This window comes from Variovorax sp. J22G73 (assembly GCF_030317035.1).
GTDB lineage: Bacteria > Pseudomonadota > Gammaproteobacteria > Burkholderiales > Burkholderiaceae_C > Variovorax.
The window spans coordinates 84,396-99,356 of the sequence record NZ_JASZYK010000006.1; the positions used below are offsets into that span (position 1 = coordinate 84,396).

At 70.4% G+C, this 14,961-nt stretch carries 11 protein-coding genes and 1 pseudogene; 5 read left to right on the forward strand and 7 right to left on the reverse strand.

Translation table 11 applies throughout. From position 1 onward, the window contains the following. Nucleotides 1–90: 90 nt before the first annotated feature. The 4 genes and pseudogenes from QTI51_RS21915 to QTI51_RS21930 all read left to right on the forward strand — a co-directional run. The gene (locus QTI51_RS21915; protein ID WP_116912514.1) at nucleotides 91–1,011 is read left to right on the forward strand and encodes a branched-chain amino acid ABC transporter permease; all 921 of its coding nucleotides are present in this window, start codon (nucleotides 91–93) and stop codon (nucleotides 1,009–1,011) included. Next, entirely contained in the window at nucleotides 1,008–2,009 is a 1,002-nt protein-coding gene (locus QTI51_RS21920; RefSeq protein WP_116912515.1) for a branched-chain amino acid ABC transporter permease, read from the forward strand. The genes QTI51_RS21915 and QTI51_RS21920 overlap by 4 nt, the downstream gene beginning before the upstream one ends. Continuing rightward, the gene (locus tag QTI51_RS21925) at nucleotides 2,006–2,761 is read left to right on the forward strand and encodes an ABC transporter ATP-binding protein (protein WP_116912516.1); all 756 of its coding nucleotides are present in this window, start codon (nucleotides 2,006–2,008) and stop codon (nucleotides 2,759–2,761) included. The genes QTI51_RS21920 and QTI51_RS21925 overlap by 4 nt, the downstream gene beginning before the upstream one ends. Nucleotides 2,762–2,838: 77 nt before the next feature. Beyond that, a pseudogene (locus tag QTI51_RS21930) lies at nucleotides 2,839–3,489 on the forward strand (ABC transporter ATP-binding protein); the annotation flags it as partial. Here the strand turns inward: QTI51_RS21930 and QTI51_RS21935 are convergent. Next, nucleotides 3,490–4,719 carry a multidrug effflux MFS transporter gene (locus tag QTI51_RS21935; RefSeq protein ID WP_116912518.1) on the reverse strand — a complete coding sequence of 410 codons (1,230 nt, stop codon included), beginning with the start codon at nucleotides 4,717–4,719 and terminating at the stop codon, nucleotides 3,490–3,492. It abuts the pseudogene before it with no gap. An 86-nt stretch (nucleotides 4,720–4,805) separates the two neighbouring features. Between QTI51_RS21935 and QTI51_RS21940 the strand changes: the two genes are divergently transcribed. Further along, nucleotides 4,806–5,840 (forward strand): AraC family transcriptional regulator, encoded by a 1,035-nt coding sequence (locus QTI51_RS21940; RefSeq protein ID WP_116912519.1) that lies wholly within the window; start codon nucleotides 4,806–4,808, stop codon nucleotides 5,838–5,840. Nucleotides 5,841–5,844: 4 nt separating this feature from the next. On the opposite strand, the gene QTI51_RS21945 is transcribed toward QTI51_RS21940, so the two are convergent. The 6 genes from QTI51_RS21945 to QTI51_RS21970 form a co-directional block, all read right to left on the reverse strand. Further along, entirely contained in the window at nucleotides 5,845–6,198 is a 354-nt protein-coding gene (locus QTI51_RS21945; protein WP_132748993.1) for a hypothetical protein, read from the reverse strand. Nucleotides 6,199–6,224: 26 nt separating this feature from the next. Beyond that, nucleotides 6,225–6,689: a FecR domain-containing protein gene (locus tag QTI51_RS21950; protein WP_116912521.1), complete on the reverse strand. Its 465-nt coding sequence runs from the start codon at nucleotides 6,687–6,689 to the stop codon at nucleotides 6,225–6,227. 13 nt (nucleotides 6,690–6,702) lie between these two features. Next, nucleotides 6,703–10,572: a beta strand repeat-containing protein gene (locus tag QTI51_RS21955; RefSeq protein ID WP_286516246.1), complete on the reverse strand. Its 3,870-nt coding sequence runs from the start codon at nucleotides 10,570–10,572 to the stop codon at nucleotides 6,703–6,705. Nucleotides 10,573–10,628: 56 nt separating this feature from the next. Further along, nucleotides 10,629–12,290, reverse strand: coding sequence for a ShlB/FhaC/HecB family hemolysin secretion/activation protein (locus QTI51_RS21960; RefSeq protein WP_286516245.1), 1,662 nt, complete (start codon nucleotides 12,288–12,290; stop codon nucleotides 10,629–10,631). Nucleotides 12,291–12,489: 199 nt separating this feature from the next. Next, nucleotides 12,490–13,947: a SulP family inorganic anion transporter gene (locus QTI51_RS21965; RefSeq protein WP_116912539.1), complete on the reverse strand. Its 1,458-nt coding sequence runs from the start codon at nucleotides 13,945–13,947 to the stop codon at nucleotides 12,490–12,492. Nucleotides 13,948–14,213: 266 nt separating this feature from the next. Beyond that, nucleotides 14,214–14,918 carry an SDR family oxidoreductase gene (locus QTI51_RS21970; RefSeq protein WP_116912524.1) on the reverse strand — a complete coding sequence of 235 codons (705 nt, stop codon included), beginning with the start codon at nucleotides 14,916–14,918 and terminating at the stop codon, nucleotides 14,214–14,216. Nucleotides 14,919–14,961: the final 43 nt, after the last annotated feature.

Below are 14,961 nucleotides of genomic sequence, written 5' to 3' on the forward strand. Positions count from 1 at the left end.
CTTCCCCCTACCGGGGGCAACACCTGAGGCCCGGCGAAGCCGGTTCCTCGGTGTTTCCCGAATGAAAACGCGGGCAACCCTCTTCATCCTATGAGTGGAATTCTTGTTCTAGAGCAGTTGCTCAACGGCCTCGGCTACGGGCTGATGCTGTTCCTGCTGGCCGCGGGGCTCACGCTGGTGTTCGGCATCATGGACGTGCTGAACCTCGCGCACGGCTCGCTGTTCATGGCGGGCGCCTACGTGGCGGCCGAGGCGCACACGCGCACGGGCTCGTTCACCGCGGCCATCGTCATCGCGGTGGCGGTCACGGTGGTGGTGGCGCTGCTGCTCGAGGTGCTGCTGATGCGCCGGCTCTACACGCGCGACCACCTGGCGCAGGTGCTCGCGACCTTCGGCGTGATCCTGGTGGCCGACGACATCGTGACGATGGCGTGGGGCCCCTCGCCGGTGATGGCGCCGACGCCCGCCGCGCTCTCCGGGCCGGTCAACCTGATGGACGGGCTGCCTTACCCCTCGTACCGGCTGGTGATCCTGGTCGGCGGGCTTCTTGTGGCGCTGGCGCTGTACCTGCTGGTGAACCACACGCGCATCGGCATGCGGGTGCGCGCGGGCGCGTCGGACCGGCCGATGGCCGAGCTGATGGGTGTGCGCGTGGGCCGCATCTTCAACGGCGTGTTCCTGCTGGGCGCGGCGCTGGCCGCGCTGGCGGGCGCGCTCATGGGGCCGATCGTCGCGGTGCAGGTGGGCATGGGCGAGGCCATCCTGATTCCGGCGCTGGTGGTGCTGGTGATCGGCGGCATCGGTTCGGTGCGCGGCGCCTTCGTGGCCGCGCTGCTGGTGGGCGTGGTCGACACCATCGGCCGCGCGTTCGTGCCGATGCTGCTGCGCGCCACGCTGCCGCCGGCCACCGCGGCCGACCTGGGGCCGCTGTTCGCCGAAGTCGCGATGTACGCGCTGATGGTTGTCGTCCTCATCTTCCGGCCCTCCGGTCTTTTCTCGGCGCGCGCATGAAGCCTTCTCTTCTTTCATCTCCTCGTTACCTGGGCCTCGGGCTGCTGCTGGTGCTGCTGGCGGTGTTTCCGCTGGTGGCGCCGCTGTTCGGGCTGGAGTTCTACATCGGCTTCGTGCGGCGCGTGCTCGTCGTGGCGCTCGCGGCCGCGAGCCTCAACTTCGTTCTCGGCTTCGGCGGCATGGTGGCGCTGGGGCACGCGGGCTTCATCGGCGTGGGCGCGTACACGCTCGTGGCGCTGAGCGACGCGGGCGTGGTGTCGGGCTGGCTGCTGTGGCCGGCCGCGGCGCTGGTCGCGGGCGCGGTGGCCGCGCTGATCGGCACGGTGGCGCTGCGCACGCGCGGCGTGTACTTCATCATGACCACGCTGGCCTTCGCGCAGATGCTGTACTTCGTGGTGGTGTCGCTGCGCCGCTATGGCGGCGACGACGGCTACACGCTCATGAGCCGGCCCGTGCTGCTGCCGGGGCTGGACCTGGGCAACGAGGCCAACTTCTACTGGGTGGTGCTGGTGATCGTGGCGCTGGCGCTGTGGTGGCTGCACCGCGCCACGCAGTCGCGCTTCGGCCACGCGCTCATGGGCATCCGCGACAACGAGACGCGCATGCGCGCGCTGGGCTACCCGGTGTTCCGGCTGCAGCTGGTGGCCTTCGCCATCGCGGGCGCCATCGCCGGCCTGGCCGGCGCGCTGCTGGCGGGCGGCAACGGCTTCGTGAGCCCGGCGACCATGCACTGGACGCAGTCGGCCACGCTGCTGGTGATGGTGGTCATCGGCGGGCTGGGGCGCAGCTGGGGCGGGCCCGTGGGCGCGGTCGTGTGGCTGCTGCTCGAAGAGGTGCTCAAGCAGCACACCGACCATTGGCACATGCCGCTCGGGCTGCTGTTGATCGCCGTCGCGCTGTGGGCACCGAAGGGGCTGGCCGCCTTGTACAAGCGCCGCGTGCCCAACACCCTGACCCCGACGCTCTCGACCGAAGCCAAAGCGGGCAACGCACCATGAGCCTTTTCAGAATCGAAGGGTTGGTCAAGCGCTTCGGCGGCCTGCTGGCGACCGACCATGTGAACCTCACCGTGGAGCGCGGCGAAGTGCATGCGCTCATCGGGCCGAACGGCGCGGGCAAGACCACGCTGGTGAACCTGATCACCGGGCTGCTGAAGGCCGATGCCGGCCGGCTGCTGCTCGACGAAAAGGACATCACCGCGCTGAAGGACCACCAGCGCGTGGCCGCGGGCATGTCGCGCTGCTTCCAGGTAACGCGCGTGTTCCCGAAAGAGACCGTGCACGACAACCTGATGCTCGCCGCGCAGGCCCATGCGGGCAGCAGCCTCCGCTTCCTGGCGCCGCGCGCGAAGGAGCGCGGCCTGGTCGACCGTGCGGTGGCGCTGGCCGACCGCGTCGGGCTGGGCAACGAACGCGCGCGCATCGCGGGCACACTGCCGCACGGCGCGCAGCGCGCGCTCGACGTGGCGCTGGCGCTTGCCGCCGAACCCAAGCTGCTGTTGCTCGACGAGCCCATGGCCGGCATGGGCCCCGACGAATCGGCGCGCATGGTGGAGCTGATCGAGTCGCTGCGCGCGTCGATGGCCATCCTGCTGATCGAGCACGACATGGACGCCGTGTTCCGCCTGGCCGACCGCCTCACGGTGCTGGTGCAGGGCAAGGTGCTGATGAGCGGCACCGCCGACGAAGTGCGCGGCCACCCCGACGTGCAGGCCGTGTACCTGGGTACCGAGGCAGAAGGACATTCATGAGCGCGGCATCCACATTGCTCGAAGCGAAATCCATCGAGGCCGGCTACGGCGCCAGCCAGGTGCTGTTCGGCATCGACATCGACATCCGCCCCGGCGAAGTGCTGGCCCTGCTGGGGCGCAACGGCATGGGCAAGAGCACGCTGCTGAAGGTGCTGACCGGCACGCTCTCGCCGATGCGCGGCAGCGTGCACTTCGGCGGCGCGGCCATCGGCGGGCCGAGCAAGTCGATGAAGCCCGATGCCATCGCGCGGCGCGGCGTGGCCATCGTGCCCGAGGGGCGGCACGTGTTCCCGAACCTGAGCGTGGAAGAACACCTGCGCGCCTTCGCGCGGCCGCGCCCGGGCAGCGCGCCGCGCTGGACGGTCGAGGCGCTGTACGGGCTGTTTCCGCGCCTCGCGGAGCGCAAGGCCAACGCGGGCAACCAGCTCTCGGGCGGCGAGCAGCAGATGCTGGCCATTGCGCGCGCGCTGTCGACGCACCCGCGCCTGCTGATCCTCGATGAAGCCACCGAAGGGCTGGCACCGGTCATCCGCGAGGAGATCTGGCATTGCATCGCCACGCTGAAGGCCGAGGGCGAAGCGATCCTGGTGGTCGACAAGTACGTGCAGCGCCTGCTGCCGCTGGCGAACCGCCACGTGATCCTGGAGCGCGGGCGGGTGGTGTGGCAGGGGGACTCGGCGGCGCTGGACGCTGATCGGTCCTTGTGGACGCGGTACCTGGGGGTTTGACTAGACGTTGACCGGCCCCGCGGCCCGTTCGCGCCTCAGCCCACGCAACGCCAGCACCAGCACCGCCAACGAACACCCCGCGATCCCTACCACCATCGGCAGCGGCGTGCCATCGGCGAACGGCGACACCAGCGCCACCACCACCGCGCCGCCCGCGAAGTTCAAGGTGCCGAGCAAGGCAGACGCGGTGCCCGCGCGCGCCGCGTGCCCTTCCATCGCCACCACGAAGGCCGAGGGCACGATCACGCCGTTCAGGCCGTACACCACCATCAGCAGCGCGACCAGCACGCCGAGCCGGTCGACGCCCGCCAGCGTCAGCACCAGCAGCACCGCCGCGACACCGGCATGCACGGCGACCGCGGTGCGCAGCACGCGCCGGATGCCGAAGCGCGCGGCGAGCCGGGCGTTGAATTGCGAGGCGACGATCATCGACACCGCATTGAGCGCGAACAGCACCGCGTACAGGCGCGGCGACACGCCGAAGTGCGTGCTCATCACGAACGACGAATTGGCCACGTACACGAAAAAGCCCGACAGCGTGAGCGAGGCCATGAAGGCCACGGCCAGGAAGTGCCGGTCGCGCAGCAGCACGCCGTAGCCCGCCATGGCACCGCGCAGGCTGCTCTGCGCGCGCGCCGCGGGCGGGCGTGTTTCGGGCAGCAGCGCCGCCACCATCGCCACGGCCAGCACCGCGAGCGCGCCGATCACCCAGAACACGGCGCGCCAGCCGGCCGCCTCGGCCACGAGGCTGCCCACCAGCGGCGCGAGGATGGGCGACACGCTGTAGACCAGGATCAGCAGGGACATGAGCCGCGCCGCCTCGGTGCCGGTGTGCAGGTCGCGCACCACGGCGCGCGGCGTGACCATGCACGCGCAGGCGCCGAGCCCCTGCAGGAAGCGAAAGGCGATGAGCGTGCCGATGCCCGGCGCCAGCGCGCAGCCGATGCTGGCCAGCACGAACACCGCCAGGCCCACGTACATCGGCCGCTTGCGCCCGAACATGTCCGACAGCGGCCCCGCCACCAGCTGGCCCGCGCCGGTGGCGATGAAGAAGGCCATCAGGCTGGCCTGCACCGCATGCGCGTCGGCGCCCAGCGCGCGGCCGATGGCGGGCAGCGCGGGCAGGTACATGTCGATGGCGCTGGGGCCGATGGCGGTGAGCAGGCCCAGCACGATGGCGTAGCGGGACAGCGGGGCCCTGGAGGTGTCGGAGGTGTCGGAAGTGGTCATGCGCCCATGCTCGCGCTTGGCGCTGAATGATTGAATAATCAAAATAGCGCTTTTCCTATTCAACCGTACACAAAGAGCCAAAGACCATGGATCCGCTGTCCGATGTGTTGTCGATGCTCACGGTGAGCAGCACGCTGTCTTCGCGCTTCGAGGCGCGCGGGCGCTGGGGCTTCCGGTATCCGCGCTATGCGTCGCACATCAAGCTGGGCTGCGTGCTCACGGGGCGGCTGCGGATGCAGATCGAAAACACGGCAGATGCCGCGGCCGATGTCGTGTCCATGGCGGCCGGCGACTTCTACCTGCTGACCAACGGCCAGCCCTTCATGGCGTGCAGCGATCCGCCGGGCCCCTTGCAGGACGGCGTGCAGGCCAGCCGCGACCACCGCGGCGCCGACGGCGTGATGCGCTTCGAGGGCCACGGCGCAGGCAGCGAGACGGAAGGCGACGAGGCCAGCGCCCCCATGGTCACCATGGCCACTGGCCGCTTCACGCTCGACGGCGAAGCCGGCGAGCTGCTGCTGCGCCACCTGCCGCCGCTCATCCACCTGCGCGCGAGCGACCCGGGCACGCGACCGCTCGCGGGGCTGCTCGACCTGATGAGCTGGGAAACGGCCGAGCTGCGCCCCGGCGCCTCCATCGCGCGCACCCACCTCGCCGCGCTGGTGCTGGTGCAGGCGCTGCGCGTGTACCTGGCGAACGCGCCGCAGCCCGAGGGCTGGCTGGGTGCGATGGCCGACGCGCGCATCGGCCAGGCGCTGTCGCGCATGCACGGCGACATCGCCCAACCGTGGACGGTGGAGCGCCTGGCGCACACCGCGGGCATGTCGCGCACGGCCTTCGCGGTGCGCTTCAAGGCGCTGACCGGATCGACGCCGCTGGAGTACCTGGGCGGCTGGCGCATGACGGTGGCGCGCAACGCGCTGCGCCACAGCGACGAAGGCATCGCGCGCATCGCCGAGCGCATCGGCTACCAGTCGGAGACGGCGTTCAGCGCGGCCTTCAAGCGCGAGATCGGCGAGAGCCCGGGGCGCTTTCGCACGCGGGCGCGGGCGCAACATCCGGCACAGGCGGATCGACAGGAGCGTCCGGCGCATCCGCCACGGCCACAAGCCGCGGCGTGAACGCTCAGCGCACCTCGCAGTCGACGGCGTTCGACTTGGGCCCGCTGGAACTGCCCGTGACCGTCGGGGGCGCGCTGAACGCGGGCGGCAGCGTGAACTGCAGGCCGGGGTTCTTCGGCACGACGACCGGCGCCTGCACCGGCGTGGGTGTGAAGCCGAACTGGCCTGGGGCAAAGGTCTGGCTGCCGCCCTTGTTGGTCACGTTGATCAGCCCGTCGATCACCTGCACGTACAGGCCCGGCGGCAGCGGCGGGGTCGAGACAGGGGCCTTGGGCAGCGCCTGCTGCGCCAGGGCAGGCATCGCGGCGGTGGCCAGCACGGCAAGCGCTGCAGGCAGGGCAAGGAAGCGTTTTTTCATCGGTGTCTCGCGAAGGTGAGTGCGCTTCACGGCTGCTGCAGGGACACGACCATGCTGGCGTTGCCCTTGAGCGCGCCCATGGGCGTGTTGATGACGGTGGCGTCCTTGCTGCGCTGGCCCACCGCGCCGGCGGTGCTGCGGAAGCCGCCCTGCGCCAGGCCGAGCTCGATGCCGTCACGCTGCGGCTGCGCGGCGTCGTAGCTATAGCGCGTGACCACCAGCATCGACTGCGGCTGCAGCACCAACTCGGCGCCGTCGCTGAACTTCAGTTGCGCGTAGGCGCGGCTCTCGGTGGTCAGCGTGTCGCCCTGGCGGATCTGCGAGTCCACGGCCAGCAGCCGGGTGGCGCCTTCGGCCGTGCGAACGACCAGCACGCCCGAGAGGTTGGTTACGGTGCCGACCACCGGCGACGCACCCTGGGCCTGGGCCGCGCCCATGAGGGCGAACGAGGCGAAGGCCAGCAGGCCTGCGAGGAATGGGGTTGCTTTCATGCGTGGGTCTGCCTCAGTTGCAATACATCTTCTTGGCGGGCTCGTTCACGGTGCCGGTCTTCGATCCGGCGCTGTTCGTGTCGCTGTTCGTGTCGCTCTTTGTGTCATCGCCGGAACCCGACGCCGACGAACCACCCGGCGTCGCGCTCTTCTTCGTGTCCAGGAACGCCACCTGGTCGAAATCGGTCTTGGGCTGCGACGCGACCACGGTCTTGATGACCTCGTCGGCCGCCTGCTGCACCGGCTTGACCGGCTGCGACGCGGTCGGCGGCGACAGCACCTGGCACAGCGCCGAGTTCGGGGCGATGGTGCAGATGTCGGCCGACGGCGCGGGCGCAGGCAACGGCGCGGGCGGCAGCGTGGCGGCCGGCGGCGACGGGCACCCCGGCAGCAACGGGCTCACCGTGCACATCGCCACGCTGGGCAGGCGGGCCGAGCAGCCGTCCAGCATGCTGTTGGCCACGCACTGCGCCAGCGTCGGCAGCACGCTGTCGCAACCGGGCAACGCGGCGTTCGACGTGCACACGCCAACGGACGGCAGCACGGCGGCCGTGGCGCGCGCCACCGTGCCCTCGCTCGCGCCGGGCGCCGGGTAGCTCACGCTCAGCGTGGCCGTGCTGCTGGCCGACGCGAGGCCGGGCGCGTTGACCTGCGCGAAGGTGCCGCTGCCGGCGCCACGCGCCACCACGAAGTCGGCCATGGCGCCGTTCGCCGGCATGAAGCCACCGAGCGTGCCCAGGTTCAACGTGCCGCCCAGCGTGGCCGCGCCGTCGATGTCGAGCAGGTCGACGCCGTCGCTGCCCAGGCGAATGTTCAGCACGCCGTTGGCGCCCTGCACATAGCTGCCCTGCACGGCGATCCGGCCCAGCGCGTCCGCGCTGCCGGGGGCGACCGTGCCGTTGTTGAACAGCGTGGCGTCGCCGCCCAGCGCGACGGTGCCGCTGCCCGCGATGCTGCCGTTGTTGTACAGGTGCGTGTCGCCGCTGCCGAGCGTGCTGCCGGGCAGCAGCACGATGGCGCCGTTGTTCGGGTTGTCGGCGCCCATGCGCGCATCGAGCTCGCCCTCTTCGATGCGCACCGTGCCGCCGGCTAGGTTGGTGAGCGGCGCAGCGGTGCTGCCCACGCCGCTTTTCACCACGGTGCCGCTGTTCAGCAGATGGCCGTTGGCGGGGTTGCGAAAGACCGGGCCCGAGTCCGACCCATCGCTCACCAGGCGAACGGTGCCGCCGGCGTCGTTGGTGACCACGCCGGTGGCGGCCAGCCGCAACTGCGAGCCGGGCGACACGGTCAGCGCGGCGCCCGCGCGGTTGTTGAAGGCACCGCTGCCCTGCAACTCGAGCGTGCCCGGGCCCACGTCGCCGCGCGCGGCACCCGCCGTGCCCACGTTCACGCTGCCCAGGTTGTTCCAGGTCGTGGCGTCGGTCAGCACCCAGCTGGCGTTGTCGGTGATGTTCACCACGTTGCGCGTGGTGAACTGGTGGCCGTTGCCTTGCAGGTAGGTCAGCGGGCCGCCCGACAGCGCAGGCGCCGCCGCGCCGATGTCCACGTCGCCCAGCAGCGTGACCGCGCCGTTCCACGTGACGGCGCCGGTGCCCGAGAACACGACGCCGCTGTTCAGCGCGAGGCCGTAGAACGTGGCGTGCGCGCCGGCCGCCACCTGCACGGTGCCGCCTTGCGTGGAGTGCTGCAGCAGCAACTCGCCCGCGTCCACGCGCAGGGTGCTGCCGGCGGTGTTGGTGATGTCGAAGTAGTTCTGCGCGGCCACGCCGCTCTTCACGATGGTGCCGTTGTTGAAGAAGGTGCTCGCAGCCGTCGAACCCACCAGCACGTTGTCGAAGGTACCCGAGGTGGTGACGGTGCCGTTGTTCTCGAAGCGGTTGCCCGCCTGGTAGACGATGATGGCGCCGTCGCCGCGCACGTCGACGCTGCCGTTGTTCACCCAGGTGGCACCGCCCTGCAGGTCCATCTGGCTGTCGACCACGTGGCCCATGCCCTGCGTGGTGAGCACGCTGGCGTTGCTGGTGGAGACCGAAAGCCCGTGCATCACCAGCGCGCCGTTGCCCTTGCCGAAGCTGAGCGAGGTGCCCAGGTTGACGCTGTCGGACCACTCGACAGTGCCCGTGCCGGTAAAGACGGTGCCCGCGTTGAAGCTGTGGCCGCCAGAGAACGAAGCGCTCGACCCCGCGGCCACGTTGAACGTGCCGCTGTGCGTGCCGCTGTGGTCGAACAGCGCGGTGCCGCCGCCCACCGACACGGTGCCCGCGTTGTTCAGCGCGCCCGACAGGGCCGAGCCCGCGCGGTTCACCGCGAGCGTGCCGTTCGCCCCCACGTTGACGGTGTCCGCCACGATGGCCGACGTCGGCATGTTCAGCAAGGTGGTGCCGCCGACGATGTCGAGCGTGCCGTTGCCCGTGCCCTCGCCTTGCGACACCGTCAGCACGCCGCCGTGCAGGTCGAGGTTGGCGTTGAGCTGCGCCGCGTGGCTGACCTTGGCGTCTGCGTTCGCCAGGTTGCTGTTCAGGTTGAGCCCGAGCGTGCTCTTGCTGCTGCTGATGGCCGCATTGATGTAGATGTTGTTGCTCGCGTTCAGCGTGAGCGTCGAGTCGACGGCGCCGGTCTTGACGATGGCCCCGTTCACGGTGATGTCGCCGGCGCCGAACTCGCCCGGGCCCGCGCCCGTGGTGATCGACACATTGACGCCGTCGTCCAGCTGCGCCTTGATGGTGTTCGCGCCGATGCGCGCGCCGCCTTCGTTCGACACGATGACGCTCTGGCCGTTCTCGATGCCGCCGCTGGTGCCGCTGCCCAGGGAACCGTCCACGATCTCGATGTCGAAGGGGTCGATGTGCCACTCGCCGCCCTTGCCCACCACCGGCGCGTTGACCACGTCGAGCGACTTCTTGCCCGAGGTGTCGACGTAGCCGCCGCGGCCCGCGCTGCCGGTGGCCGACACGCGCCCGTCGATGCGGGCCGCGCCGTCGGCATACAGCTGCACGTTGCCGCCGGTGGTGCCGTTGGCGCTGATGTCGGAGGCAGCGGTGGTCTTCAGGTCGCCCGAGGCGCGCAGGAACACGCGCCCGCCTTCGCGCACCACGCTGTCGGCGTTGATGCTGCCGCTGTTGCTCACCAGGCCCGCCGCGAGGCCGATGCGCCCCGCTTCCGCCGCGATGCGCCCCAGGTTCTTCACCTCGCCGGCCGCGCCGGTGATGGCCACCGAGACGCCGGGCGTGCCGGTGTCCACCAGTTGCACGTTCTGCCCCGCCGCCAGCAGCACTTCGCCGTTGGGCGCGTTCAGCGTGCCGGTGTTGGTGACGCCGGGCGCCACCAGGTAGATGCTGCCGCCGCTGGCCGCGGTGATGGTGCCGGCGTTGCGCACTTCACCCGCTGCATCCGCTGCACCCGCCGTGCCCCCGGCCTTGAAGTTCAGCCGGCCCGCCAGGAAGTCGCTGTCGCTCACGTTGAGCGTGCTCGCGATGAAGCTGCCCACGTCGATGCGCGCGCCCTGGCCCACCATGATGCCGGCCGGGTTGATGAGCCACAGCGCGCCGTTGGCCTTGATCTGCCCGTAGATCTGCGAAGGGTTGCCGCCGGTGGTGCGCGCCAGCAGCGCCGAGGCGGCGCCGGGCTGGCGAATGTCGACCAGCGCGCCCGCGCCCACGTTGAAGGTGGCGAAGTTGACCAGCGCCTGCGGCGTGAGCTGCTGGATGTTGAGCGTGCTGCCGTTCTGCACGATCGACACGTTGCCCGAGCCGACGTTCCAGCCCGTGGGCAGCGCGCCCACCGCGAGCTGCGCATGCACGGGCGCGCCGGCCGCCGCGCACAGGGCCGCGATGGTGAGCGGGAGGAGCCGAAGCCGGGGCGGGAGTTTGGAGTGCGAGCGCATGGTGGTCGTCTGCCTGAGGTTCTAGGAGGCCGAATCGGTCGACGGGATCAACGGTTTCAGAACGCCACCATGGCGCTCAGATGGGCGCGCCAGTCGCCGCGCTTCTCGGTGAAGGCATTGCCGGCGTCGTTGACGCGGGCAATGTCCAGCCGCAGGTTGAAATTGCGTCCCCACGCGTAGCGCGCGCCGACGCCCATGCTCGCCACCGTGACGTGGCTGGGCACCAGCGTGCCGGCGGTGCGCTTGTTGGCGCCGTAGCCGGCGTCGTAGAAGGCCAGCAGGCGCAGCTGGCCTGGGATGCCGAGGGTGCCGGCCGGCCCGCCCAGCTCGGGCGTGTAGAGCTCTGCATTGGCGACGAGGCCGCTGTCGGCCGCCACCGCGCGCTCCTGGAAGCCGCGCACCAGCGACAGGCCCGTGAGGCCGAACTGCTCGCCCGCCACCAGCGGCGCGTTGGCGTACTGCGCGCTGCCGTTCAGGCGCAGCTGCCAGTCGTTCGACAGGCCCTTGAACCACGAGGCCGCGCCGTGCAGCACCACGAAGCCGTCGCGCGTGTCGCGGTTGCCCGGCGTGAGGTACGAGTAGCGGTCGGTGCGCCCGTCGAGGTTGGTGTAGCGCGTGCCGCTCGCCAGGTTGCGCGACACGCCCAGGCTGTAGCCCAGCGTCTCGCCCACGCTCTCGCGCTGGCCGACGTAGGTGAGGCTCAGCGGCGCCGTCACGTAGGGCACGCAGGCCGCGATGGGCGGCGTCGGCGGCGCGATGCTGACCTCTTGCCCGCCCACGTCGCAGCGCGAGTCGATGCGCTTGCGGTCGATGCCCAGCACCAGCTTCGCGCTGCTTTCGCCGCTGCGGCCCAGGAAGTGGTTGAAGCGCAGGCCGTAGATGTCGCCCTTGCCGGTAAAGCCCAGCACGCCGCCCAGCGTGGGCGAACTCGCGGGCGAGTTGGCGCTGGACTTGCCGTAGACGAAGTCGATGCTGTCGCCCAGGGCGTACAGCGGAATGCGGTAGCCCAGCGAGTACAGCTCCAGCCGCATGCCCGAGGGGCTGTCGGGCGAGGTGGTGTACGCGAGCGTGCCGACGTGGTCGCGGTCGAACAGGTTGGCGTGCTGCAGCGCCACGCCGGTGCGCCAGCGGCCGCTGGCCGGGGTGCCGGTGTTGTCCAGCGTGGCGATCACGCGCAGCGGGTCGTTGTCGGTCACGGCCACCTTGGCGTCCAGGGTGCCGGGGGTGGCGCCGTCTCCCAGCGTCACGCCCACCTGCTTGGCCGGGTTGTCGTTGGCCAGCTGCACCGAGCCCGAAATCGCGCGCAGGTCGGGCACGCGGCCCGGCTGCAGCGCGGGCAGGCTGGCGCGGATGTTCTGCTCGCTGAAGCGGGTGTTGCCGCTGACGGTGACCCTGCCGATGACGGCCTGCGTCACCTTCAGCGTGACGATGCCGCCCGTGAGCTCCTGCTCGGGCACCGACACCTTCACCGTGCTGTAGCCGGCCTGCGCATAGGCCTGCTGCAGCGCATCGACCGCGCGCTGGATGTCGCCGTAGGCGCGGCCCGGGCCGGCGATGCCGCCGACCAGGCGCTGTACTTCGGCGGCGCCGAGCAGCGTGTCGCCCTCGACCTGGAAGCGCGCGATGTCGAAGCGCTCGCCCTGCGCATGGGCCGCGCCGCCGCCCAGGACGGCCATTGCCACCGCGGCGGCCACGCCGCATCGAACCCACTGTCTCATCAAGCTTCGGCTCATTTCTTCTTCCAGCTACACCGTGGGCTGAACAAATGAGGCGCGAGGGCAGCGATGTTCAGAATCGCTGCCAATAGTAATCAGGTGTAAACAAAAGGCTGAATTTCTGCCAAAACCCAGCCTGTAAAGAACCGGTTTTGTTTCAATTTGTTGCCGAACGGCAACGTGCCGATCAGCTTCTACAGCCTCAGTCGGGCGCCGCGTCCAGCTGCAGCACGAGGTCCCGGCTGGCCTGGTTCATGCCGGTGACGTCCACCGTGCTGCCGTGCTTGCGCAGGCGCTCGACCACCTTCTTCAGCGCGGCCACGCCCGTCACGTCCCAGAAATGCGCCTGCGACACGTCGATGCGCACCGGCGCGGCGTCGATCTCGCGCACGTCGAAGGCGTCCACCAGCATGTCGGCCGAGGCGAAGAACACCTGGCCCGTGACGCGGTACACGAGGGCACCGTCGGCTTCCTTCGCTGCCTGCACGTTCAGCAGCCGCGCCACCTTGAAGGTGAAGAACACGCCGCTCAGCATCACGCCCACGGCCACGCCCGCCGCCAGGTTGTCGGTGCCCACCGTGACGGCCACGGTCGCGAGCATCACCGCGCTGGACATGCGCGGGTGGCGCACCAGCGTGCGCAGCGAGCCCCAGTCGAAGGTCGATGCAGACACCATCACCATGATGGCCACCAGCGCCGCCACCGGCACCTGCGACACCCAGGGCTTGAGCAGCACCATCAAGACCAGCAGGAACGCGCCCGCGAACAGCGTCGACAGCCGGCCGCGCCCGCCGTAGCGCACGTTGCTCACGGTCTGGCCGATCATTCCGCAGCCCGCGATGCCGCCGAAGAAGCTGGCCGCCACGTTGGCCACGCCCAGGCCGCTGCACTCGCGGTTCTTCGAGCTGGGCGTGTCGGTGAGCTCGTCGACCACGCTGGCGGTCATCATCGATTCGAGCAGCCCGACCATTGCGATGGCGAAGGCGGGCAGCGCGATGATGCGCAGCGTGTCGAGCGTGAACGGCACCTGCGGCAGCGCGAAGGCCGGCAATGCGCTCGGCAGCTGGCCCAGGTCGGCCACCGTCTTCAGTGGCAGGCCCAGCAAGTGGCCCGCCAGCGTGACCACCACGATGCACACCAGCGGCGAGGGCACGGCCGTGGTGAGGCGCGGCAGCAGGTAGATCACCGCCAGCCCGAGCCCCACCATGGCCCAGGTCGCCATGTTGGCGCCGATGAAGTGCGGCATCTGCGCCGCGAAGATCAGGACGGCCAGCGCGTTGACGAAGCCCGTGCGCACCGACGACGACACGAAGCGCATCAGCACGCCCAGGCGCAGCAGGCCGAACACGATCTGCATCGCGCCCGCGAGCACGCCGGCCGCCAGCAGGTACGGCAGGGCGTGCGCATGCACCAGCGGCGCGGCCACCAGCGCCACCGAGCCCGCCGCGGCCGACACCATGGCCGGCCGCCCGCCCGTGAAGGCGATGACGATGCCGATGATGAAAGAAGCGAACAGCCCGACCGCCGGATCGACCCCGGCCACGAACGAGAAGGCGATGACCTCGGGAATGAGCGCGAAGGTGGCGACGGCGCCGGCCATCAGCTCGCGGGGAATGCTGGGGCACCACGCGGTGCGCAAGCGACTGGGTTGGGAAGACATGAGGAAGAAGGAAAGCAGCCCGCAGGCCGCCGGCAAAGCGTGCGCGGCGGTGCGGGGCAGGTGCATGACAGGAGCTGGTGAACCGCAGCGAGGGTCACCGCGAGGGTTGCCGCGGAAGTCCGCGGCGTGCGTCAGTGCACCGGCGTCAAGGAGGCGTCGGCCGCGAGCAGCCGGACTGGCGGCGGCGAATGGGAAAGCGGGGCATCCTCGGGCACATGGGGCGCGATTCTAGGCAGCGGGGCCTTTCCTTCGCCCGCCGCCGGGCTTCACACCGAGCGCGTGATGCCGCCGTCCACCCGCAGGTTCTGCCCCGTGATGTAGCCGCCGCCTTCGGACGCCAGGAAGCCGATGACGGCCGCGATCTCGCTGCTCTTGCCGTAGCGGCCCATCGGAATGCGCGCGCGGAACTCGGCCTTCTCGGGCAGGCTGTCGATGAAGCCGGGCAGCACGTTGTTCATGCGCACGTTGTGCTCGGCGTACTTGTCGGCGAACAGCTTGGTGAACGCCGCCAGGCCCGCGCGGAACACGCCCGAGGTCGGGAACACCGGGTCGGGCTCGAAGGCCGCGAAGGTCGAGATGTTGATGATGCTGCCGCCGCCCTGCTTCACCATCAGCGGCGCCACCAGCCGCGCGGGGCGCACCGCGCTCAGCAGGTACACGTCCATGCCGCGGTGCCAGTCCTCGTCGGTGATGTCCAGGATGGGGGCGCGCGGGCCGTGGCCGGCACTGTTGACCAGCACGTCGACGCGGCCCCACTCGCCGCTTACGCGGTCCACCAGGCGCTTGACGTCGTCGTTCGACTGGTTGGACCCGGTCACGCCGATGCCGCCCAGCTCGGCGGCCAGCGCCTCGCCCTTGCCGGACGACGAAAGAATGGCGACGCGAAAGCCGTCTTCGGCCAGCTTGCGTGCCGCGGCGGCGCCCATGCCGCTGCCGCCGGCGGTGACGATGGCTACTTTTTGATCTGACATGCGGGGTTCCTTGGTTGGCGATGAACTCCCGAATTTAGCCAAG